This window comes from Cupriavidus sp. 2SB (assembly GCF_005503625.1).
GTDB lineage: Bacteria > Pseudomonadota > Gammaproteobacteria > Burkholderiales > Burkholderiaceae > Cupriavidus.
In genome coordinates this window covers 71,355-94,686 of the sequence record NZ_SCMX01000012.1, presented here as the reverse complement: position 1 = coordinate 94,686, position 23,332 = coordinate 71,355, and the positions used below count along the sequence as shown (strand labels likewise).

Genomic DNA, 23,332 nt, shown 5'->3' with positions numbered 1-23,332 from the left:
GGGCGCCATCTATACTCGCCGCACATCGCCGTTTTGACTATTGCAATCTTTGCAAGGATCATTCCATGAAACAAAATGATCTGGATTTGAATCAGCTTCGGGCATTTCTCGAGGTTGCCGACAGATCGAGCTTTCGACGGGCAGCGGAAGAGCTCTGCCTCTCCGCTCCGGCGCTAAGCCGACGGGTGGAGCTCCTGGAAGAGCGTCTGGGCGCGCGGCTGCTCGAGCGCACGTCGCGCTCGGTGCGACTGACGGAGATAGGGGCTTCATTCAGGGACAGGGCCCAGGCAGCCTTGGACGACCTCGATGCGGCGGCATTCCAGGTGGCACGAAATGCGGCGGGATCGTCCGAACGAATTACCGTGTCCTGCATTCCTTCTGTGGCGTTAGGGGTAATTCCTGACGCGCTGCATGCCGCCGAAGAAAGCCTTCCTGGAATCAAGGTGCGCGTGATCGACGATTCGGCAACGATCGCCATTGCCAAGGTCCGGGACGGCGAGGCGGATTTTGGCGTCGCTTTCCTGCCGGAACCTATTGCCGAGCTTGTCTTCGATCCGGTAGTTGAGGATCCCTTCGTTCTGGTCGTCGTCAGAAGCCATAACCTTGCCAGGCGGCGGAGCGTTCGCCTGGCATCTCTTGGCAACGAAAACTGGATTGCGCTAGGAAGGACTAGCGGAAATCGACAGCTAGTCAATCGCGCGCTGGCGGATCTCGGGATCTACCTCCCATATACACATGAGGCAGCGCATATCGCCTCGCTTCTGGCACTCGTCGAGGCAGGCCTGGGCATCGCGCTGTTGCCAAGACTCGCCATGCCAACACGCAATACGAATATCAGGGTGCTAAAACTGTCGGACTTCGCGCTCGCCAGGACGATCGGGATCGTAAGCAATCCTGCAAAACGGCTGTCTCCGCAAGCGGCAGCATTCCGAACGTCTGTTGAACTTTCACTTCGACGGGCGTTGAAGACCGTTCAGGGCAAGTAGGCGGGGTGCTGGCAGCTAGACCGAAGCCTTCACCGCGGCATGACACGGTACGTTTCGAGCCGATGTATCGTGGCTTTCCGACGAATTTTCGGTGGCACTACGCAATCAATGTCGCTGGAGAGCGGGCATGCTGAGGCTGCGCATAGTCCGTGTCAATGTCGCTCAGACGTTGTATAGCAGACGCTCGCTCAAGGGGCAGAAATGACAGAGAGTGGCCGATCTCTGCCTTGGGCGTACGCGGCCAGAGATTTGCCAGGGGGCTGATTCGACTAACGACCCTTAGCGCCTTGCATAACACCACCTGAACGTATCGCCGTGGATAGGCAACTCAGGTATCGTCTGTGATGAGATACCCCTGCACGAGTGCTACCCAACACGCCGCGCCCAAGGGTATCAACGCGTCGTTGAAATCATAGCCATCGTTGTGCACTGAGCACCCGACCCACTGTCCGGTGCCGTTGCCGAGCACGAAGTAGCAGCCTGGTACTTTCTCCAGCATCCATGCGAAGTCTTCGCTGCCCATTTGCGTCGACGGTGGAACTTGAATGACTTTGTCCGCCCCTAGCACACTCGCCACCGCCGCGCGAGCGATCGCTGCTTCGGTCTGCGCATTGCAGATGGCCGGTACCAGGTGCTGGTACTCGATCTCTGCGGTCACGCCGCACGACGCCGCCTGGTACGTAACCACTTCGCGGATGCGCTGCTCGAGCAGCTCCCGCACAGCAGGGACAGTAGCCCGCACACTCAACTTCAGTGTAGCGAATTCCGGGATGATGTTGTAAGTGGTACCCGCTTCGATTTGTCCGACGCTAATCACCCCGGCATCGACAGGCGCCACGTTGCGTGACACGATTCCCTGCAGCGCCACTACCGTCAACGCCAACGCGAGAGTGGGATCCGTGGCGCGGTGCGGGATCGCGCCGTGACCGCCTTTTCCTCGGAACGTCACCGTCACACGGTCCGACGATCCGCCTTGGGGGCCGGGTTGCACGACGGCCATACCCACGGGCAGTCCCGGTGCGTTGTGATACGCGTAGATGGCGTCGCAGGGAAATCGGTCGAACAGACCATCTTCCATCATCGACAGCGCGCCAGTCATGCCTTCTTCATCGGGTTGGAAGATCAAGTTCAGTGTGCCATCAAACTGCCGCGTTGTCGCCAGATACTCGGCCGCCGCCAGGAGTGTGGCCGTGTGGCCGTCGTGACCGCATGCATGCATATGGCCGGGTATCTGACTTGCATAAGGCAGCCCCGTGCGTTCCTGGAGCGGTAGGGCATCCATATCCGCGCGCATGCCGATGCTTCGCTTGCCGTCGCCGACTTTCAACTGCGCGACGATACCGTGGCCGCCAATGCCGGTATAAACGTCGTATCCCCACTCGCGCAACAAGTTTGCGACGATGCCGGCGGTTCGCGGCACGTCGGCCCCCAACTCTGGGTGCGCATGAATGTCTTGACGCAGGCGCGAGAAACGCTCGGCGGCATCTGCCAGCGCGCTGGATACGGAGAGAGAAGCAGCGTCGGCCATGGAGTTCAAAGTGTTCTGGTTCATCGTGTGCTTATTCGCGGTTGGGATGGCTCGGGAACAGCAGCAAGGCGACAAAGCTGATGACAATGGCGCAGAATAAATAACCTGCTGGCGCCAGGGGGCTCCCTGTGGTGGCGATCAACCATGTGACAATCAGAGGGGCAAAGCCACCGAAGACGGTCACACCCACGCTGTACATGATCGACATGCCTGTCGCGCGGTGATGGCGGGGAAGCGCCTCCATCATCATCGCAGCGCCGGCGCCGCTGCCCACCGAACCGATCGTGACCGACAGTGCAATGCAACACAGCGTCAGCGCTAGCCCCGGCCCCGACGAGAGGAGTGCGAAGTTCGGAATCAACAGGCACATCGATACGATGCTATTGGCAATCAGCAGCGGCTTGCGACGCGGCAGGCGGTCTGCCAGGCGGCCGAACAGCGGCGCCATGATCAGCATGGTCGCCCCCGCCACGCATGCGGCAAGAAATGCAGTGACTTGCGGCATGTGCAAGGTGTTGACGAGGTACGTCGGCATGTAGAACACCATGATGTACATCGACGAGGTGCTGCTGGTCATCAGCAAGATGCCCAGCAGGAGGGTGCGACCATGTTCGCGGATCACGGCGCGCAAGCTCGCGTGCTCGCGTGTTTCCGTGTGGGTTTCTTCGAGGTGGCGACGGATGTAGATTCCCACTGGGGCAATCAGCAGCCCAATGATGAACGGTACCCGCCAGCCCCAAGACTGCAGTGCCTCGGCACTCAGCGATCCCGAGACTGCCGCCCCCGTCAGGGCGCCGAGCAACGCGGCGGCCCCTTGCGTCGCGGCCTGCCAGCTCGCCAAGAAGCAACGCCGGCCTTGATTGGCTGACTCCATCAGCAAGGCCGACGCCGCGCCGACCTCTCCGCCAGCCGACAGGCCCTGCAGCAGCCGCCCAAGGACCACGAGCACGGTGGCGCTCACGCCAATACTGGCGTACGAGGGTGTAAAGGCGATCAGTGCGGTACCCACGGTCATCAAGCCAATGGTGAGCGTCAGCGCGGCTTTGCGACCCCGCTTGTCTGCCATGCCGCCGATCAGCACAGCACCCAACGGTCGCATGACAAATCCAATGCCAAACGTGGCGAACGACAGCAGCAACGACGCCATCGGACTGCTCGTCGGAAAGAACAACCGACCTATGATGGCGGCGAAGAAGCTGTAGACCGTGAAATCATAGATTTCGAGGCCGTTGCCGATGGCGGCGGCCACGACGGCGCGATGCTTGCGCGTGCCAGTGACCTGAGCAGAGGACGTGTGGGGGCCCGCCGTGGCATCGCTGCCCAGCGGAAGACTGGCTTCGTTCATGAGGCTCCTCGTGGTACTGCGTCCCGGCGGTCGCAAGTGCGCCGCCTTTTGTCATCGTTATGTGCTGGTTCGGACGATGTTAGGAGCCGCGACGCCACAAAGCACGCCGCTTTTTTTCATGGGTATAAACTTTGGTAATCGCCGCGGCGCATACCCCGGAGAGCTCAGGAGGACGGTGGAAAGTCGGCGCGTAGCGCCGTTAACAGGGCATCGTGCAGGCGCGAGGCAGCAAAAGTCAGTGTGTGCCGATCACGTGCCACTAGGGAAATGGTGCGGTCTGGCATCGGTTCGACGACGTCGAGAAAATCCATCGTCTCTACCAGGAAACGGCTGCGGCGAGATTCTTCTGAAAGCAACAGCAGGGTGTCATCGAGCCGGCTCATCTCGAGGGCCAGGGTCATCGAGTTGCATTCGACCACGCGTTCTGGCAACGGCAGGCCATTTTCGGTAAAGAGTCGGTGTAGAGGACTATGTGGGTCGCCAAGAGGATCGAGCACCATCCAGTCTGCATCGAGGAGGTCTCGTAGCGATCGCACCGCGCGAAGCGCATGGCCCTTGCGACCGCCAATGAGTGTCGGCACGCGGCAGGCCTCGGTACAATCAAGTCCGCGATCCACCGGCAGCGACTGCGAGGTAAGAGTGAAGTCGAGCGTGCCTTCGCGGAGTTGTTCGAGCAACTGGGCGGGGCGCATTTCGAGAACCCGAAGCCGCGCGTGCGGATGGTCGCGTCGGAACGCGGTCAGGCAGGCACCCACTGAGCGCAGCAGGGCGGTCACCGGTGTCACGCCGACGACGATGTCACTAGCGACGACCCCTTGCATGTCCTCGATATCCTGGCGTGCCCGGCGCACGTTCTCGCCGATCAATCGGGCGTGAGTTACCAGCCGTTGACCAGTTGGGGTAAGTTGAACCCCTTTGCTGCTGCGCACGAAAAGTGTGGCTCCGACACTGGCCTCAAGCTCTTTGATGGCCTTGCTTAACGCGGGTTGGGTGACATGCAACACGCGGGAAGCCTCTTGGATGCTGCCGGTCTCGGCAACCGCGGCAAGAGCGCGCAATTGATGGAGTTTCATGGTGGATTCCAGACTCCGCCAGCCGGATGCGGAAAATCGGCATTCTAGATCGATGGCTCAATGGCGGACACCCGAATGCTGCCGAACAACCACGCGCTTTTGTCACTGTACTGCGTGGTACATTCTGAGCTTTCCAGTGTTTCCTGACACCCAAAGCGAAGCATGCCAAGAACCAAAGGCACGGCGACTGACCGCTCGACCAGCGAGCAAGCCCTCCAATTGCTGGATGCGGCAACTGCCCATGTTCTCGAGAACGGCCTAGGCGATCTGTCGTTGCGAAGCGTAGCGGATGCCCTCGGTACCAGCCATCGCATGTTGATCTACTATTTTGGCTCTGCCGACGGCTTTTGGCAGATGTTGCTGTTTCGCGTGCGCCATGCAGAGCAGCAAGCGCGCGAGAAAATGCTGGTCGAGGGGCTGGACGCAGAGGCTGCCATGGTTGGGGCATGGGACCGCTATTCCGCGTCGAACTACCTCCCGATCATGCAGTTGCTGTTTGAGATCTATGGCAGAGCCATCCGGGATCGCGAACGCTTCAGTGACTTCCTGGATGATGTCATCGGCAGTTGGACGGCGGTGATTGCCGAGCGATTGCAGCAGGCCATGGAGATCGACGCGGACGAGGCGCGGTTGTTCGCGCGCGTCGAAGTGGCCACGATTCGCGGTCTGCTGCTCGACCTGATCACAACTGGCGACCGCAAGGGCACTACGGCAGCGCTAAAGTATTTCGCTAGCAAGATGGCCGCACCCAGCAAGTCGACGAAGAAAAAATAGCTCTGGGTGACCGGCCCGTTGTCGCGATAGTCATCGTGCAGACGCCGAGTGCTTCCCCATCGTTTGGTCTCGAAGCGCGCCTTTGCCGAGCGTAGCCGAGTCATATAGGTTCCGCTGCCCGTCACATTCCCGCCTCGGATTTCGCCCACGCTTTCGCGTAAACCCCAATTTCGCCGTATCGTGTACCACATGGTACATTAATCGCCATCGTGGCTATTGGTAGCGGCGACATGACGACTCAGGTGGGATATGAACGTGCAACAAATTTGCAGATGGGCGGTGGCAGTGGCGTCGCTGGCGCTGACGGCAGCAGCCTGCGCGCAGGGATTTCCAACGAAGCCGATCCGACTAGTGGTTCCGCAGGCTGGCGGCACAGGCAACGACGTACTGGCGCGCGCTTTGGCCGAGAAGCTCGGGCAGACCTGGAAACAGCCAGTAGTGGTGGAGAACAAGCCGGGTGCCAATGGCACCTTAGCCGTCTCTTACGTGCTGGGACAGCCGGCTGACGGCTACACGCTGTTCTTTGCCGGCGTGTCCAACCTCAGTTTCAATCCCTTTCTCTATCTGAAACTGCCGTACTCGCCGACCAAAGATCTGACCGGAGTGGCGATGCTCGCCAACTCGCCGTTCGTCTTTGTCGCGTCGCCATCGCTGCACGTGCAGACGTTCCAAGATTTCGTACGGCAGGCCAAGTCGCACCCGGGAGAGATCAGCTTCGCATCGGGAGGCATAGGAAACTCCACTCATCTGGCGATGGAGCTCGTTGCCGAACGCACCGGCGTGCAGATGCAGCACGTACCGTTCAACGGGACCGGTGGATCGACCAGCCTGATGAACGGGCAAACGCCCGTGATGATGAATGTCGTGGCCGGCGTACGGCCCTTCATCGCAGGCAAGAAGCTGCTCCCGCTGGCCGTGACCGGCGAGAAGCGCCTGGCGGCTTTGCCGTCGGTACCGACGTTCAAGGAGTTGGGTTACGACGTTGAGGTACCCGGCTGGTATGCGATCGTGGCACGGGCTGGGACACCCCCGGAACTCATCCAAAAGATCAACGCGGACATCAACCACGTCCTCGACGATCCGCAATTCAAGGAAAAACTGAGCTTCCAGTTTCTGGAAGCCATCAAGGGGCCGCCGTCTGAAGTGGGCCGTTACATGAAGCGGGACGCCGACGCATGGGGACCCATCATTCGCCGCCTCAACATCTCTCTCTGAACCACGCCATGCCTCATCTTACGAAAGCTGTTCACGAACACCGTCTTTTGGCGATGCGCCGCCTGATGGACCGGCTGCGCGTCGATGCCCTCGTTTTTGGTACGCCAGATTTTTTTCAGTACGCCACCAACTTCCAGCTCGATGTATGGCCGTGGGAGCGGCCGGTCTTTGTTGTCGTGCCACGCAATGGCGAGACATTCGCCGTGATGAACGAGCTTTCCACCAACCACATGCGGTTCGCGGCAGAGAAAGGCACCGTCTGGCTCTCCGATGTGACTTACTACACCGAACATCCACGCGTGACCAACCGGCTAGCGCTCCCATCGCAATTGCCAGAGGTGGTTGCGGGGTTACTGAGCCAGAAGGGGCTTGGGATGTCGCGGATTGCTGTGGACGTCAACCATCCGATTCTTGCCGGGGCTCAGCGCCACCTTCCCGAGCTGACATTGCGCCCGGCTCTGGCGGAAATGCGCAGCCTGAGGTGGGTGAAACAGGACGAGGAATTGCAGAACATGCGGGCCTTGGCGAGTCTGACCGATTGGGTGCAGGACAGGTACAGGGAGAACATCCGTCCTGGTCGCCTGGTCCAGGAGTTGGACCACGCCATGGCAGCGCTGATGGTCGAAGAAGCGGCCAAGCGGTTTCCGGGCGAGGACTTCGAAATCCTGAAATGCTGGACCTTGACGGGTGCAGCGTCGGCTTCTCCGCATGGAGACGGTGCATCTTGCGCCGCGCGTATTGCGAAGGGCGACACAATCGTCAATCTGGTGCTGCCCAGGTTGAATGGGCTCTACGTCGAAAATGAGCGGACGTGGTTCTGCGGGCAGCCTTCCGACGAACAGGCAAAGTTCTACCGCGTCGCAGCGCAGGCGACGGATGCCGCGGTAGCCGCTGCTGTGGTGGGTCGTCGCGTCTGCGATATGGACGCAGCCGCGCAAGCGGTGATCGAAGCTGCTGATTGCGGCGAGTTTGTTTTCCACCGGACGGGCCACGCGGTGGGTCTGATGCTGCATGAGTATCCGGAAGACATGGCATTCAATACGCGGGCCCTGCTGGCGGGCGAGGTCTATTCATCCGAGCCGGGGCTATACGTGTATGGGTTAGGCGGCTTCAGGCTGGATGACACGGTCATTGTGGGTGACGAGCCTGAGGTGATCGTTCGAACACCCAAGACTCTGTCGTATGCGACAGTCGGATAACTCACAGCATTTTGAGCTTCTGGCCCGCGCATTTTCGCGCTGGCCGGCGGCACCCGACCCTAAGCGGTCTGTCGGCAATGTGAAAAGCGGACGTTCGCGGGATACTCGATGGCGGCATGGTCGCTTATGCCATACTGTGTGGCTCCTCAGGAACGCTGACATCCCATGCCGGAAATTAATCCACTTTCCTTCTTGCTAACCATTGTAGGTGGCTTGACTCTCGCCGGGCTGCTGGGATGGATTAGAAAACCTCGTCTGGTAGCACTGGTCCCCCGCACGTTCTCCTATTCTCATATTACCGACAAAGGGCAATTGGTTGAGATCAGCATCTTCAATCGCAGCTTCAAAACCGAAGAAGCGATCGATGTCACGTTGAATCCGGCCTACTCGTACGAACTTCTGGGCTCGAACAGCCAGGACGTCGTGGCGGAAAAGAACCGTATCAAGGTCGCACGAATCGGCCCATCGGACGAGGTGACGGCACTCATTATCGTCGAGCACGGTATCTTCAAGAAGGACGACATTATTCAGATCCTTTCCAAGGAAACCAAGGGCCGGACGGTTTCGAAGCTTGAAGAGGTCCCACCCACTGCAGCGCAGCGGGTTTCGCTCATTGCGTTCTTTGTTGCCATTCCGGTGATGGCATATCTGGGCTATCAGGGTCTGAACTATGCGATCCGGAAAATCGAGGATCCGATAGGGATTACGAGTGAAGGCGACGAGCGAACGATCCAGGGCTGGGTTGTTCCTTCCTATAGTTTCCGGACATCGCCCGGTGTCCTTGAGGACTTGAAATCTGGAAAGCTTTCCGTAGACATCGGTACGATTGTTGCCAAGGGGGATGTTGCCACGGTCCCGATATCCATCAAGAACGAAACTGCCAAGGTCGTTCAAATGGATCTGGCTTTGACAACCGTCGCATCAGAAGGAAAGATTCCATCTTACGAACGACATTTGACCGATGTAATGGTTGTGCCTGGTAAGGTAGAGGAACGTAAAGTCAACGTCATTATTCCGGCAAAGGCGGAAGCGACGGCAGAGAGAACCGTGTTCATGAGGCTTTCGCTCAGATCGATGGACGGACAATCCGTTCATGGAATTACCCGCGAATACGTTTATAAAAAGCCGCCACAATGAGCAGAGGTCGCACTCCAGGCACCCTCAAGTTGTCGATTAGCTTCGATATACCGGAGAATGCGGAAGAATCTTCGCATGCCAAGCAGAACGAGTCTACGCGGGTGTAGTTTGCCACACACATCGTTGTGATGAGCGTGGCCGAGTCGGGTAGTCGACCGGCGGCTGTGGATGGCCCGCGTGTTTGACCGCTCCTGGCCGTTCTGGGACATAGACCCATCAGACTGGCGGATTGGAGTATCGCATGGTGGCCACGGGCTGCTACCGGCCAGAAGCGGTCTCTGGCCAAAACGGTACCGAATGGCGGATTGGTGACCAACAGCGGACATTAGATTATCCCAAGGATCTCTCATCCAGAGCCCCCCACGAACGCACCGGGGATTCCTGATGCGACCGACTCCGTGACACAACAGCACGCACCTGGCCCAGGCGGGGCTAAGTGCGTGCTTGGACGTCTGCGGAGGTATTCCGGGGTCAGGACGATGTCGTTGACGCCGCGGCGGATGGCCTCGCCGAAGTCGCGCATGACCTACCGGTTCGGCTGGGAGCCATCATTTTTCGACGCATCCAGCGTTTGTGCCGGCTCAGTCGACGCGCGTCTTCCGGCTACTTCTCTCGGAATACGCGCTGCACACGCTAGTGCCTCACGCGTTGGAGCGCATCTAGGCCTAGGCCACTGGGATGCGCATCGAACGCTCATCAACTCTCCGTCCTCGCGCAATGTTAAGGCAACGTTCTGCCGCTAAATTGCCTACGAAGCCGCATCGGTTTGGTCCTTTAAGGTGGAATTACAAAGGCCTGATGCGGTCGGCAACTTATGTGCGGATCATTGAGACGCCAACTATTGGGAGAGTTCATGAAGGCGTTGTATGCAATAGCTATCGCCGTCGGCTTGCTATCGGGATGTGCGGTTGATCGCCATGAAGCGAGGGCCGGTGTCAAAGGGGCGTTGATTGGTGCGGCGGGTGGCGCCGCCCTTAGTGCTCTCGCTGGGGGAGATCCGGCGAAAGGAGCTGCGATTGGAGCGGCTGCAGGCGCCACGGTCGGAGTTGTTAGTGCTGACTCAGATCGTCACGATCGACGCGGTGACCATCGTTGGTAGTTCCAGTTAACGCTGGCAGTCTCACTCTCTAGGCGTGCGTCCGGAACCAGCGTGGACACATCGTTCGTGCAAAGGCCAACTCGTCCGGACACGCGCCTGATCCTAGAAGTATCCGAACAGCCTTGGCCCACGTTGCTCAATGTCCGCCGTCGTGCCGGCACGGCGATCGACTCGCAACTCACCTTGTTGTTGGCGTTCAATCAGCCCTGCGGATCTCGACGAGTTGCTTTCGCTCTGGCTGCACGGGGTGGAAGTTCGCTGCAGAGGAATGTCCTCAATCACTCGTCCCTAACCTGCTCATTCTCGACGGGCATGTTCCTTTGCGTCAGATTCAGCGACCTCCTGGCGTGATGGGAGAGGAAGTCTACTCTGGCGCTTAGGCTGCTGAAGAGCAACTGAGTTAGCCGTTACTTAGATCGCGGTGTGCCGCAGTGATTAGTCGCCACACCAAGGGTAAGTCCTATCAAGTTTGACGGAGATGCACTGTCCGAGCTACCTCTGAACAGCGAGCGAGTCGTGCGTAGCATGTGAGCTATCTGAAAGTGTGAGTCGGGGGGTAATGTTCCGGCAATGTCCTTGATTGAAGATGCCTGACAGGATCGCACTGATCTACACCCCGTCACATTTTCAAAAAAAGTAGGAACTACGATGTCCGCCCGGATTATGCGGCAAGTGGCAGATCTTGCGTCTGCCATCGAACCAGACCAGAGCGTAGTATTTCGCTGGATTACTGATAGCAAAATAGACAGCCTGAGCGGAAGAACGCCTTTTGAAGCTGTCATGGATGGCGAGGGGGCGCTGGTCCTGTCCTTTCTCGATAATGTGCTGCAGGAAGGTCGAGCCGTCGTGACACGTATCTACAGCAACGCGTCGAGATGCTGAAAGTGACACCGACGTATGCACGCGGATCTGTGGTCTTCCACGAAGGCTCGCAGTTTCCGCCCCGGCCTCCGCGGTTCTCCGACAGCAGAACTAATCCCGATCTAGTACTCCCCGTATTGTGAATACATTGGCTGCATTCGACAAATGCACGCAATGGCTGGCAATGTTTACACAATGTTCAGGATGCATGCTTGGGCTCACGCCTATCGTTAAAGGGCCATGTGTCAATGGCGATAGTGAGAATTACCAGCTCAATTTTCCGGAACATCCCAATATGAATGGTTGGCATAAGAAGACCGCAGCCGCGTTCGTTATCTCCTCGTTCGTAGGCTTCGCCCCCTACGTGCATGCCTCCGAGCAACAACCCGCAGTCGCAGATGATGCTTGGCATGGCAGTATTGGCCTAGGCGGAATTTCGACGACAAGATACCCCGGCGCTGACAGTCAACGTGCGCTTGTAGTTCCAGTCATAAGCGCCACCAAGGGACGGTTTCTCCTGGGCGCTGTGGATACCGTGCCCACCGTGCCATTTGGAATCGGTTGGCGCCTCTATCGAGGCGATAATCTTCAGGTCGTTGTTGCTGGATCGTATGACCTCTACAGTCTTCGCAAAGAGTCGTTGGATCCGCGACTGGCTGGTCTGGGAGATATTGAAAAGACGGCTCGTGCGGCCCTAGCCGTAAGATACACGATCGATAGATACTCGGCGTTTGGCACTGTAACTTCCGATGTCGGCGGAAAACACCAGGGTAGCCAGTTCCGTATCGGGGCAGACGCCAGATTTTCGCCATTCGCCAAGACCATCATCACCATTGGTCCGAGCGCAACATGGGGTACGAGTCAGGCAAATCAGACAATGTTCGGTATCAACGATTCGCAACATTTGAATTCAGGACGTCCGCTGTTTTCTCCAGGGTCTGGACTGACTGAGGTAGGCTTCTCCGTCGGTGCCATATACACCATTTCCTCAAATTGGAGTCTAGCTGCGCGGGCATCAGTTTCGCGTCTGTCAGATAAAGTCTCGGAAAGCCCTATAGTGGCAAACCAAAACCAGTTTAGCGGCGCATTGCTAGCGTCGTATAGCTTCTAAGACGCTGGTATTCAGTGGGGAGCAGCCCGCGTATTAAACATACCAGGCCGCTCTTCCCCTATTTCGTATTTTTTAGCTCATTCAACTGAGCGGCGCGAATCGTCGCCCGCAATTCTTGCTTGGACACTTGTCCATCACGATCGACGTCGATCTCGTCGAAATGCTCCGCTAGTTGGGGATTAACTTTCGCCTCATCTCTGCTGATGAATCCGTCACCGTTGGCATCAGCGACGGAAAAAGCCCGATCGAACAAGGTTGATTGTTTATCCAAGCGAGCCTTCATTGCGGCAGAGAATTCCGTACGGCTTATGCTTCCATTCTTGTTCGTGTCCATGGCAGCGAATGCACTATCGACAAATGAGCTGTGGTCGCTCGTTAATGCATTCGCCGATGCTGTGACGATAGACGATATAGCTAGAAAAAGAAGTTTTACTTTCATTGGCTCTATCAGATTGAGGGAGAGATAATGCGAACGTCGATGCGTTAGCCAAAAACCAAGGCGTTAGTATCGATGCCGTGGTCGATAACCTGGATGCCATGATTCATGTGGACCATGGTCTTGATGGAATCTAGAGGGGCGAGGCCGCTCGGGCGTCGTTATGTTTCCAATCGTCCCGCCAGCTACCGCGCCGCCTGCGGTTGCCCAGAGGTCACCGCCGGAGACAAGTGCACCTCCTAGTGCGCCAATCGCTGCTCCAACAACCGTCCGACGCTCAGATTCGGTCATTGCTGTCGCGGATTGTGACGCAACCGTGAATATGCCGCCGACTGCAGCGGCCAGCAGCAAACGCATGGCTGCTGTGCTCGAAAATGTACTCATGTGCCGAGTTTGATGTGTTGAGTTGCTGAGACGAATAAATGAGGCGACGTATCACATCGTGCGACGCTCATCAAACAGAGTCATCGTAAATTGCCGACATTGCCGCTACATTGCGCACGGGAAAAATTTCTCGTCGTGGAGATTGAACCAAGCCTATGGTAATGTCATGACATTCCGAGAATATTAGTTATTTTGGGTCAAAGTTAGTCCGATTGAAAATGAAATTAAGCCCGTATTTGAGTGTGCGCCTTGCGGCACAGGTATCCTTGTCTCAGGCATTAGTATTTGCGACAGCAATGCTATTAATGTGCATTGTCCTCGTTGATAAGTCGGTATACCGAATGTCGGAATCTCTGGCTGACGATGTCGCTTCAGCAATACACGAGAATGGCGGTGAAATCGTGTTCGATCAAAACGCCGCTCCGGCCGAGTTCACTCAAAGCAGGAGCGCGTGGTTAATCGCCGTAGACGATAAGCATCGCACCGTGGAATTTGGACCCGTACCAAATGCCTATCGGGTACTGGGTGCGACGCTAAATAATCTGGGACAGTTGGAAGTGAGCACAAAAATGAGCTCATTCGACCTGGTTAGCCGACTTGTCGTCAAAGAACACTCGTGGGGCACTACACATACGTTGGTGGGAGGCGTGCCGCAAGGCGGATTTCTCGAAATCTACTACTTTCTCCTTCGGCTTTTCGGCGGGTGGATTGGCGTGCCTCTTTTCATAACAATAGGGGTCGTTACGCCATGGATCATCCATCGAAGCTTACGCGGCACGCGGGCGATTGCCGAAGAGGCATTTACTATTGACCTTTCACGCAAGGGTAAGACTCTGGACATTTCCACGGTTCCTGCCGAGATTCAGCCGTTGGTCTCCGCCTTCAACGAGGCTTTGCAGCGAGTGTGGCAAGCGGCTGATGAGAGAGAGCGTTTTCTGGCTGATGCCGCTCATGAGTTGCGAATGCCAATCGCAGTACTTGGCACGAGGCTTAGCAGCTTTCCACCAAGCGAGGGTAAGAACCGTCTGAAGCTAGATTTGTCTAGACTTGAGAATTTGGCAGAGCAGTTGCTCGATCTTCAACGAATAGGACAGACCCTCCGAGATCGGAAAATTGTGGATCTGACCGAGATTTGCAGGGAAGTTGCGTCCGATATGGCTCCGCTCATTGTCGAAGCAGGTTACCTATTCTCTGTTGAAATCCACGATAAGGCGATCTGTGTTCTTGCGGATTCGGGTTCATTGAGGAGGCTTATGATCAGTCTTCTCCATAACGCGATGATACATGGCGGTGGAACTGGCGAGGTTACAATCGGCATCGACAAGTTCGGGGTCATTCGAGTTATGGATTGCGGCCCAGGCATTCCGCCTGCGGAACGGACGAACGTTTTTCAGCCCTTCTACCGGCTCAATGCGACAGGCGGCGGAAGTGGTCTCGGATTGCATCTCGCTCGCGAAACTATCTTGGCACTGGGAGGCACAATACGAATCTCTGACGCGCCGAAGGGAGGTGCGGCGTTTATTGTTAGCTTGCCGGTTGCAAAGGAGTTTTAGAAATGCGTCTCCTGGTGGTAGAAGACGACACGGATATGGCAGATGCTCTGGCCACAAATTTACGGGACCAGGGCATGGTTGTCGACATCGTTGGATCAAAAGTCTTAGCGAAGGCGGCGCTTGAACTCAATAGTTATCGAATGATCCTGCTGGATAGACAGTTGCCAGATGGCGATGGCGCGGAACTTATTCCGTTTGCTCGAGGACTTTATCCCGACCTGCCCATCATCATGTTGACTGCAAAGCAAGCCATCGCCGATCGTGTCGTCGGCCTGGATCTCGGAGCGGATGATTATCTTACTAAGCCATTTGCGATGGACGAGTTGCTCGCTCGTATCCGAGCAATTGCAAGGCGACCGGCTCAGATTCCGATGGCGACCCTCACGGTTGGTAATCTTTCGTTTGATTTCGTTGCACGCCAAGCCTTTGTCGACGAGCAACGATTGCCTTTGCCTCGCAGACAATTGCTTGTTCTGGAGACGTTGGCGCTGCGTGTCGGACGGACTGTCACGAGGGAGAAGTTATTTGAGTCCGTATATGGATTTGACGAACATATCCAATCGAATGCTATGGATGCTCATATTTCTAAACTCAGGAAATCCCTGCATGCAGCCGGTGCGCGCGTGGAGATACACGTCATTCGCGGCCTCGGATATTTGATGCAAGCGATTGAATCGTAGTAGCGGTCTTTTTTCCTGTCGAACATTGCGACAACATTGCGTCGATACGATGGAATTGGCCCTACTGAGTGGTGGTTCTCAAGCGCCGCCGTCAATCAGTATAGTTTTAGCAGTTGTAAGCCACCCCTGCTTACGACTTTCCCGCCAGTTGAGGCCCGTTGTCCTCGAGGCCCGTTATCCTCGGGAATGACGGGTCATTTTTTTGATGCTGAGTCATTAGCATATGGCGATTGGGTAGGCCGTAAGCCACTATCTTCGCGACCGTATTGATCGAGCATGAGGATCTGAAGATTTTGTTGCCGCGAATGCGGATTGGACAACTCGATCTTCTTGTCGAGGGCCGTTGGCGGGCAGCAAACGGTCATTCAAGAGGAAAGAACGAGCGACCGAGAAGGGTCGGAAAGCGCCATCTAAGTCGTGGGCGGCCTGGGAGGGCCATCGACTGAGTCGTCGGTCGATGCAAAGAGAGGATGGTTTCGCATCGCCTGTTCAAGATCGAGCCGATTTACCAATCGCTGTCGCTTGACGTTCAGCGGCACCTTGGCGGGCCGCGGTGGCTCGCCGTGCGGCGTCCGTGAGGGGGCTGCGAAGCGGCGATTGTCACGCAATGCCTGCACCTCGGCGGCGATAGCCAGTGTCCGGCCCAGCCGCTTGTTGTCGACGATCGCGCCCTGGTCCACCTCCGGAAAGCGATCGTAAGTGGTGTAGGGGAGGGGGCCGCCATTCGCCCACAACTCGACATGCCCATCGGGATACTCGGCGACCTCCATATAGTGGTGGATCAACCCCCCGGTGCTCGGGAAGATCCTCAAGCATGTACAACACCTTGGCGTACTGCAGCGTCAGGCTCTGTGATACCTTGCGCCACTCCCGCCAACTGAAGATCCGTGCCAGATTCTCATCGCCGCGCAACGGCCGGTGCGCATCGAACTCACTGCGCGGCGTTTTGCCAAAGCGAGCGTTGAAGTCGGCCATGAAAATGGGCGCGAACCTGTTCGCCGCTTCCATCGACGTGATACCGTGCAGCCGCAGCTCCTTGACCAGACGGTCCTGCAGGGTACCGTTCATCCGTTCGACACGGCCCTTGGCCTGACTTGTGTTGGCGCACACGATATCGATGTTGAGCTCGTATAACGCCCGGCCGAACTGTGTATAACCGCGGCCTTCGGCATTGTCCTTCGCATTGACTCGAAAGACGCCAGCCTTGTCGGAATAGAACGCCTGGGGCTTGCCATGGCGCTCGATGTAGGCGCGCGTGGCGGCGAAATAGGCCAGCGTCGACTCTGTCGGCACGAACAGCAATTGCAGCAGGCGGCCCGTGGCATCGTCCACGAAGACCAGCAGCGTGCAGGCCGGCGCCCGGTCCTCGAACCACGCGTGATCGCTGCCGTCGATCTGCACCAGTTCGCCCAGACAGGACCGGCGATTGCGCGGCTGATGGATCCTGGGCGGCCGTTGCCTGCGTGGCACCCAGAAGCCCGCGTCGATCATGATCCGGCGTACCGTCTCCTTGGCCAGGTGGATGCCGTGCCGTTCACGCAGCTTTTCGGCGGCGAGCGTCGGGCCAAAGTCTGCATAGCTGTCACGGATCAGGCCGCGCACGCGCGCCTCGACGCCTGGCGGGAGCTGGTTGTGACCAGAGTGGCCCCAGCGGCGGGAGACCAGACCCTGTGGGCCGTCCAGCCGGTAGCGCTGCGCGAGCCGCTCAACCTGGCGCCGGCTGAGACCGAGCTTCTCGGCCGCGCGCCAGACCATCAGGCCGTCCCGCACGACAGCCTCGATGATCTTGCAGCGATCCAGTTCCCGCAGGCTCATGGTGATGGTGTCCGGTCGTGTCATGTCGTGCTCCAGCGTGGCCGTGAGGTACGACATTTCAATCTAGCCTAGGTACGACACTACAACTTAGCTGCTACACCTGTTGTGAGCATAATTAGTGTTATGTTAAATAACAGTTTTCGTTTTTTCGTAATTTCGGGATTGGCTGGTCGAACAAGTCGAAAGACGCAAAACTATGTTTGATCGCGACGTAAATACGTGTCCGAATGCTCTTCGGCTCATACGCGCCAAAACAAACATACTTTTTCATTTGCATCCCTTACTGCCCACAGTTTTGTTATCGGCCGAATGCCTTCGACCCGTGCGATGATGTCCAACGCATACGTGCCGCAGGAGTTTACATGGCCGCTCAAGAAGATGGGCTAAGCATCTCACCGTTTCCTTCTTCCCTGAGGGATCTCCGAACTCTATGCCAACCAGGGCATCCTTGCGATCCCGTCGATCGCGCTTTACATGATGGCGCGTATCAGGAGCTGGGGACTGTACTGCAGTGGCTGTCTGGATTTGCTACCCATGCTACGGAGCGTGCCTATGAGAAGGAAGTCCATAGGTTTTACTGCTGGGCGCTCTTCATCGATCGAAAGCTGTTGGCCGAAATCACCCCGTCAGACCTAGACTTCTATGATGCATTTCTCCGGGATCCTCCAGACTCCTGGTGCGGAATGCGCAATCGGCGTCGTACTGCCGGAGATTGGCGGCCGTTCGAGGGAGCTTTGTCGGACGCGAGCTGCTCATTCGCATTTCGCGTCTTGGAAAGTTTATTTTCGTTTCTGGTCGATTTCCGGCACATCCAATATAACCTCTTCCGCGAGCGACGAATCCGTCGGAAGAAAAGTGCCATGGGATCCACAAAGCCCTCGAGATCCCTGCCCCTTTTGTCGTTTGTTCGATTACTCCGAGAGCTCGAGTTAGAGTGCGAGAAGTTTCCAGTCGGACATCCAGCGCATGACGAGGCCGAGCGGATGCTCTTCGTAATTCGGTTCATGGGAAACACTGGCATCCGCGGGGAGGAGTTGGCCTGTATCCGCCTGTCCGATTTGTTTTGCTACAAGTCACCAAGCTCCGGAGATGAAACGTGGTCGCTTTCTTTAAGGAACGCGAGCGGGCAGCAGGCAAGGAAGATTGTCCTGAATCCTTCGGCCAAGTATGCCATTTACAGATACTTGGCGGCACGTGGTATCCACATTCCTCCTCCTCCGTCAGCAACGCCCTTGGTATCCCGGCTCCACGGAGACGAGCAAGCTGTTCCTTTAGGCCGGGACTCAATCTATGGAATAGTAAAAAACGCCGTGAACCTCGTTGCCGACAGGATCGAACACAAAAATCCGGATGAAGCTGCCCGTTTTAGGAAGGCAACTCCCCATTGGTTGAGGGTCACGTATCGTCGAATGAACGTAGATTCTCGGCAAAATGTCTACGCAATCCCAAGGATGAGTGCTTAGCTTACGGCATATCGGCACCGCTGCACCCGCCCAGGGCACCACCATTCGGCATATGGATACGCGAATAGTCTCGGCATCGTTGTCACTGGCTGGGTTACCGGCTATACGAGCCTGTGGAGTGTTGTGCCGCCGCCAACTAGCGCTGAATCTGAAAATCCTCTAACTGCTATTTCTCGTTCACACATCGCGCCACGCTCGAGTGCTCAGGTTCGCCTTCAGCGCAATTCTGAGCCATAGAGACGAACAAAAGCCCGCTTGCGCGGGCTTTTGGCGGCCACCAATGAGACATTGGGGTGGCCTCGTAGGCTAGGCCTGCTTCCATTATGCCATCGCGAAGCAGGGCTTCATCTATCTCGCAGACGGGGGCAGATTCCAACTGCCGCCGATAGCCTGAAGATGGGCCGCACTGCCAAGGCAGCCAATTGCCTGGCGGTCACGGCAAAGCGTCGGTGGACGCGAGCAGAACGCTTATGATTGACTACTAGCCACGCATTGCTGCCACGATATCAGCGGATTGCCAAATGCACGTGCGTCATTCATGCGCAACGTATAGGTGATGCGACGAAAGCTGGCCTGCCCTGCCCTACGCGTTGACCCGTCGCCGTCCTATTAGCTTGCCGTTGCCGGTGACACCGTGACGTTTGTGAGCGCTTTCGCATTTGGCTGATGAACGACGAAGCCGGTTCTGCAATAGAGCGCTCCGATCGCGGGCGGCTCTATCGCGCCGCCCTCCCCGGCCAATGCAATTCCCGTTTCTAAGCCATGCTCCAGCACGTTGAGAAATTCAGCCTTGTCTTCCCTGGGAATCTCTCGTGTAGCGGGATACGGCGAGGTATAAGCAAACAACATGTCCGCTACTTGCCGCAACCATCGGGCAAAGCCCTCGCGCATTCCTGTGACGTTATCCTTTCTGCGAAACAAGCCATTGGCGATAAATTTCACGAACTCTACAACTGCGCCGTACTGCATGGACACGTTTGGCATTCCTTGAATCAGGTCGCGCGCTAGGCCGATCGCGTACCGGCGATTGAGCGCGGTTGCGAGGTGGGTGGCAACAAATTCAAGCGTCCGCGCCGCCATCTGCGGCTGCTGGAGTCCCCAAAAGACGTCATCTGCATGAAGGGCGAAAACGGTGCGATTGTGCAGCGCCGAGTTGAGGGCGAACTCTGCGTGATCACCACGTGAGATCTTGCCGTCCTGCAAGCCCTTCATCGCCACGAGATAGGGGAACACACCCTTGATACCAAACACTCCATAGACCCAGTTCCTAAGGCGTTCATCCACCGAGAACAAGGCTGCCCCCTTTTCGAGGCACAACGCGAGCGCGTCATAGGTATCTGTATCGAGAAGATCCTTTAGAAGGATGAGTTCGTGAGGCATTTGCTCCGGCCCATACACCGGGCAAACTTCGCAGTGTTCGTCCATTAGCCTCAATGCTTCGGTATATTGGCTTGCCTTCCACTTGCGAGCCTCTTCCGTGATAGGCAAGAATGCGAACTGCCCATCTATATCGGCCGCATGTCCCTCTGCGCGAGAATCCAACGCCTCGACTTCCGCTTGTTTGAATCGATCGTAGGTCCCCCGGCAAACATACACCCGTGGCAACACTGAGAGAAGATCACCCTGTCCAAAGCGGACAAGTTCAGCCAGCGTGAGCGCGTCCATCACAACGGGGAACGATTGGTCGAGCAACAATGCACTTGCGGCCTCAAGCTCTGGCGCTGTGGTGACACCACTTGCGAGCGGAGGGTTGCGCTGGTCCCAACTGAAGACCATTTGCATGCCGTCGGCGCCGAGCATTTGCGCACACAAGCCAAGCGGAAGCTTGCTCTCGGCGTATTGCTCCATTACCGATTTGCTACGTTGCGTTTGCGCCTTGAGTCGGTCATGGATGGGCGAGACATCCAGGTTCCCATCCTCTTTCTCGGTCAGGCTGAAGAGCTGCAGACCAGGCGCGGGTTCTAGCGATTTCGACAAGAGTTCGTGCGCGTACTCGCCCAGTCCTTGATGAGCATCACTGATCTCACGAATCGTGAAATTGCGAACATCGAACGTTCCCTCGATGTCAACGGTGTCGCCGCATGCCAGTCCTAGCATCGTTTTCGCCAGCGGGCTGTCCGCAGCAAGGAATCTCGCAGATTTCGGCAGATCCGTCATGCCTGCAGGATCGATCACGATTTTTACGATGCTCCTGTCCGCGCCCTCAAGCGTCACCATGGAGCCAGGCCTCACCTCCGGAAAGTGTGTTCTACCGTGTCTGGCTCGGTGACCGATCAAAACTCCCATTAGATAGGAGGAGGCGGCACTGACGTCGTCCATGTTCGAGCGGAACATGCGATAAAGCCGCGCGTACCCGACCTCTGGCTTGCCATACTGCAACTCTGCCGCCGCCAAGTGCGCGATCTGCTTCAGGGTCCCCGTAAGACGCTCGGGCGCCTCGCTGAAGGCGTTTCGGATTTGTGCGGGTGGTCTGGTATGAAGAACAACTTGGTACCAAAAGACCCATGCTTCCGCCCGCTCTGGATGGGCCTCGCGATGCAGTCTCGCAAGCAGTTCGAGCTGGCTCCAGTCATTGGCTTCTTGTGCGACGCCCATCGCTAGGCGGCGGAAGGCGTCATCTGAAAGCCATTCGGGTGGCACTTTTTCCAGGAGGTCTTTTGACTTTCGCCGGTACCCACCAAACAATAGGGCACGCAGTCGTCGCGTCTGAATTGGTAGGCTGCGGCCGCTGGGGTCCACCGACTCCAAGAGGCCGACGGCGTCGGAGAACTGATCGGCGCGAATCAAAATATCCGCGACGATCAGACGCTCGCGCGAACTCGAATGGGTGGAGACTCGCTTCTTTATGACCTCGACAAACCGGAGCGCTTCGCTGTCACGGCCGGCATTGAGCATCAGCCCCGCAAAGGCGCTGAGTGTAATCAGATCAAGGCCATCAGCGGGCGTCTCACTGACTTCCTTGACCACCTTTTCGGATTGGCCGGAGTTGCACGCGCACACCATTTCAAGCAGCTTGACAACCGGTTTCTCGTCCGGCGCATGCTCGCGCAATGCGTGAGTGATGCGAGCAAATGCCTCGGACTCGCCTCGGTTTGCGGCCGTTTCGGCCGCAAGGAGCAATCCGTCTTCGTCCAGCGCATTGAGGTGGGCTATGGAAAATTTAACAAGATCCTCGTGCCGGCGGAGGAAGAGCAAGGATCCGATGTGTAGGGCGGCCACGTTATCGGCATACTCAGGAATTTCCGTTTCGATTCGCTCGCATATGGCGAGCGCCACGCCAGGCTTGCCGGTTAGCATGTGGGCAAGCGCCACGTGCGAGGCAGCTTCGGCCCTGTGCTGGCTATTTTCGATCCGCCATAGTTCTGTTGCCGCAGGCTCGAACGCGGCGATTACCTCATCGAGACCCTCACGCAAATCTTCGGCGTAGGCGTCGAAGTCCGCGGAAATCCCGTCCTTTCCTGCGACGCTAACGATGATGCCTGCGGCCCCTTTGCGGGTGAAAAGGCCTGCATCCTTTGCGCGTAAAGCTCGCCGTGCGTAGGTTACCGCCAAGTCGCTCTGTTGCCGATAAAAGGCGTAGGCCATCATTTGCAGCGCATCTGCTTCTTCTCTGAAGCGCGCCGGCAATTCGGCTTCCGTCAAGTCCTCGTTCTCGCAGATTCGAGCATTGGTAGCCGCTAGCCAAACATGGAGCGAAAGCGGGAATAGGCCTAGCAGGCGTGCCCCTTCAGCGTTGGCAAGCTTGAGGTCTCCCTGGATGATATGCGCTCGGATTTTGTTAGCGGCGATGCGCTCGTCATCCCAAAACAGGTCATAGGCACGTAGAAACCACTCAGCAGCGACCTCCTCACGATTCTGTTGCCAGTGTGCAATGCCATTCTGAAGAGTCCAGCGCGCCTTCTGATGTCTGTCGAAGCTCGCGATCTCGGTTTCGAGAGTGGCAAGCAACTCCTGCGCAGCCTGAAATTTCAGGCCGCGCAGCAGGTCGTTCACCTTGTCAAGCTGCCTCGTCACAAGCCCATTCGGTGAATCTGTCCGACCTGTAGGCAACATCTGCAATAGTGCCGCCTTGAATGTTGCTTCCATCGTCGCAGGCATGGCAGCGATCTGCGCCCCAGTCCTTTCTCCCTGCTCACGTAGCACCGCAATGGCACCGCCCGCGCTGTTTGGGGAGTATTTCGGATGCAATGCGTCGTATCGTTGGATGTGGTTGCATATCTCGGTCCACGATTCCACTTCGACCAAGAATTGGCCATTGGCCTGCCGAAGGTCGCTGACTTCCTGTGCGTGCTTGACGAGCGCCGTGTCGCTTGCAGCTGTCGTGGCAATTATGAGGCGGACAATCTTCCAACCCGCCGCGTCGGCCGCGGCAACCTCATCATCAATTGTCTTGGTGGTCACCCCGCCATCGACATACCGCTTGCACTGGATGCCAATTCGACCGGCTCTTGATGTAACGAAAATGTCTACACCGCCCTGCTTCTGCCCTGATCTGCCGTTCCTCTTTGGAGTCGGATCGTCGAACACGACACCGTAGACATCCGTGCACATGTTTTCGAAGCTGTCAGCATTCGTTGGCTTTGAGATCTCGATCTCGAACGCGCGCATTCTGTAGGCCTTTCTAGTTCTGTGTCGACGGATGACCCTTGCAACCATTCCGCGGTCATTGCTTC

Annotated in this window: 15 protein-coding genes and 1 pseudogene; 10 read left to right on the top strand and 6 right to left on the bottom strand. The window is 57.2% G+C overall.

Going from position 1 to position 23,332, the window contains the following annotated elements:
- The first annotated feature begins 65 nt into the window (after window positions 1-65).
- Window positions 66-986: a LysR family transcriptional regulator gene (locus FFS21_RS08425; RefSeq protein WP_171020349.1), complete on the top strand. Its 921-nt coding sequence runs from the start codon at window positions 66-68 to the stop codon at window positions 984-986.
- A 328-nt stretch (window positions 987-1,314) separates the two neighbouring features.
- Here the strand turns inward: FFS21_RS08425 and FFS21_RS08420 are convergent, their stop codons facing one another.
- The 3 genes from FFS21_RS08420 to FFS21_RS08410 all read right to left on the bottom strand — a co-directional run bounded on the left by FFS21_RS08420 (window position 1,315) and on the right by FFS21_RS08410 (window position 4,932).
- Complete coding sequence (locus FFS21_RS08420) at window positions 1,315-2,514, bottom strand: M20 aminoacylase family protein (protein WP_137924395.1); 1,200 nt, start codon at window positions 2,512-2,514, stop codon at window positions 1,315-1,317.
- A 31-nt stretch (window positions 2,515-2,545) separates the two neighbouring features.
- Entirely contained in the window at window positions 2,546-3,859 is a 1,314-nt protein-coding gene (locus FFS21_RS08415; RefSeq protein ID WP_137924371.1) for an MFS transporter, read from the bottom strand.
- A gap of 164 nt (window positions 3,860-4,023) precedes the next feature.
- On the bottom strand, window positions 4,024-4,932 hold the full coding sequence (locus tag FFS21_RS08410) for a LysR substrate-binding domain-containing protein (RefSeq protein ID WP_137924370.1): 909 nt from the start codon (window positions 4,930-4,932) through the stop codon (window positions 4,024-4,026).
- Between the two features lie 162 nt (window positions 4,933-5,094).
- Here FFS21_RS08410 and FFS21_RS08405 point away from each other — a divergent pair, with 162 nt between their 5' ends.
- From FFS21_RS08405 to FFS21_RS08375, 7 genes are all read left to right on the top strand, one after another.
- Window positions 5,095-5,706, top strand: coding sequence for a TetR/AcrR family transcriptional regulator (locus tag FFS21_RS08405; RefSeq protein WP_137924369.1), 612 nt, complete (start codon window positions 5,095-5,097; stop codon window positions 5,704-5,706).
- A gap of 249 nt (window positions 5,707-5,955) precedes the next feature.
- The gene (locus FFS21_RS08400) at window positions 5,956-6,921 is read left to right on the top strand and encodes a Bug family tripartite tricarboxylate transporter substrate binding protein (RefSeq protein WP_137924368.1); all 966 of its coding nucleotides are present in this window, start codon (window positions 5,956-5,958) and stop codon (window positions 6,919-6,921) included.
- Between the two features lie 8 nt (window positions 6,922-6,929).
- Entirely contained in the window at window positions 6,930-8,120 is a 1,191-nt protein-coding gene (locus tag FFS21_RS08395) for a M24 family metallopeptidase (protein ID WP_137924367.1), read from the top strand.
- Window positions 8,121-8,285: 165 nt separating this feature from the next.
- Window positions 8,286-9,257, top strand: coding sequence for a hypothetical protein (locus FFS21_RS08390; protein ID WP_137924366.1), 972 nt, complete (start codon window positions 8,286-8,288; stop codon window positions 9,255-9,257).
- 814 nt (window positions 9,258-10,071) lie between these two features.
- Window positions 10,072-10,356: a YMGG-like glycine zipper-containing protein gene (locus FFS21_RS08385; RefSeq protein WP_346813000.1), complete on the top strand. Its 285-nt coding sequence runs from the start codon at window positions 10,072-10,074 to the stop codon at window positions 10,354-10,356.
- 648 nt (window positions 10,357-11,004) lie between these two features.
- Window positions 11,005-11,238: a hypothetical protein gene (locus FFS21_RS08380; RefSeq protein ID WP_137924364.1), complete on the top strand. Its 234-nt coding sequence runs from the start codon at window positions 11,005-11,007 to the stop codon at window positions 11,236-11,238.
- Between the two features lie 127 nt (window positions 11,239-11,365).
- Window positions 11,366-12,328 (top strand): MipA/OmpV family protein, encoded by a 963-nt coding sequence (locus FFS21_RS08375; protein WP_137924363.1) that lies wholly within the window; start codon window positions 11,366-11,368, stop codon window positions 12,326-12,328.
- Between the two features lie 58 nt (window positions 12,329-12,386).
- On the opposite strand, the gene FFS21_RS08370 is transcribed toward FFS21_RS08375, so the two are convergent.
- Window positions 12,387-12,767, bottom strand: a complete 381-nt coding sequence (locus FFS21_RS08370; RefSeq protein ID WP_137924362.1) for an EF-hand domain-containing protein — start codon at window positions 12,765-12,767, stop codon at window positions 12,387-12,389.
- Window positions 12,768-13,366: 599 nt separating this feature from the next.
- Between FFS21_RS08370 and FFS21_RS08365 the strand changes: the two genes are divergently transcribed.
- Together FFS21_RS08365 and FFS21_RS08360 are read left to right on the top strand one after the other, a co-directional pair.
- Window positions 13,367-14,701 (top strand): sensor histidine kinase, encoded by a 1,335-nt coding sequence (locus FFS21_RS08365; RefSeq protein WP_137924361.1) that lies wholly within the window; start codon window positions 13,367-13,369, stop codon window positions 14,699-14,701.
- A 2-nt stretch (window positions 14,702-14,703) separates the two neighbouring features.
- Window positions 14,704-15,381, top strand: coding sequence for a response regulator transcription factor (locus FFS21_RS08360; protein WP_137924360.1), 678 nt, complete (start codon window positions 14,704-14,706; stop codon window positions 15,379-15,381).
- A gap of 410 nt (window positions 15,382-15,791) precedes the next feature.
- Here the strand turns inward: FFS21_RS08360 and FFS21_RS08355 are convergent.
- Window positions 15,792-17,220, bottom strand: a pseudogene (locus FFS21_RS08355) (ISNCY family transposase).
- 2,048 nt (window positions 17,221-19,268) lie between these two features.
- Window positions 19,269-23,267 carry a PIN domain-containing protein gene (locus FFS21_RS08350; RefSeq protein ID WP_043355224.1) on the bottom strand — a complete coding sequence of 1,333 codons (3,999 nt, stop codon included), beginning with the start codon at window positions 23,265-23,267 and terminating at the stop codon, window positions 19,269-19,271.
- Window positions 23,268-23,332 lie beyond the last annotated feature (65 nt).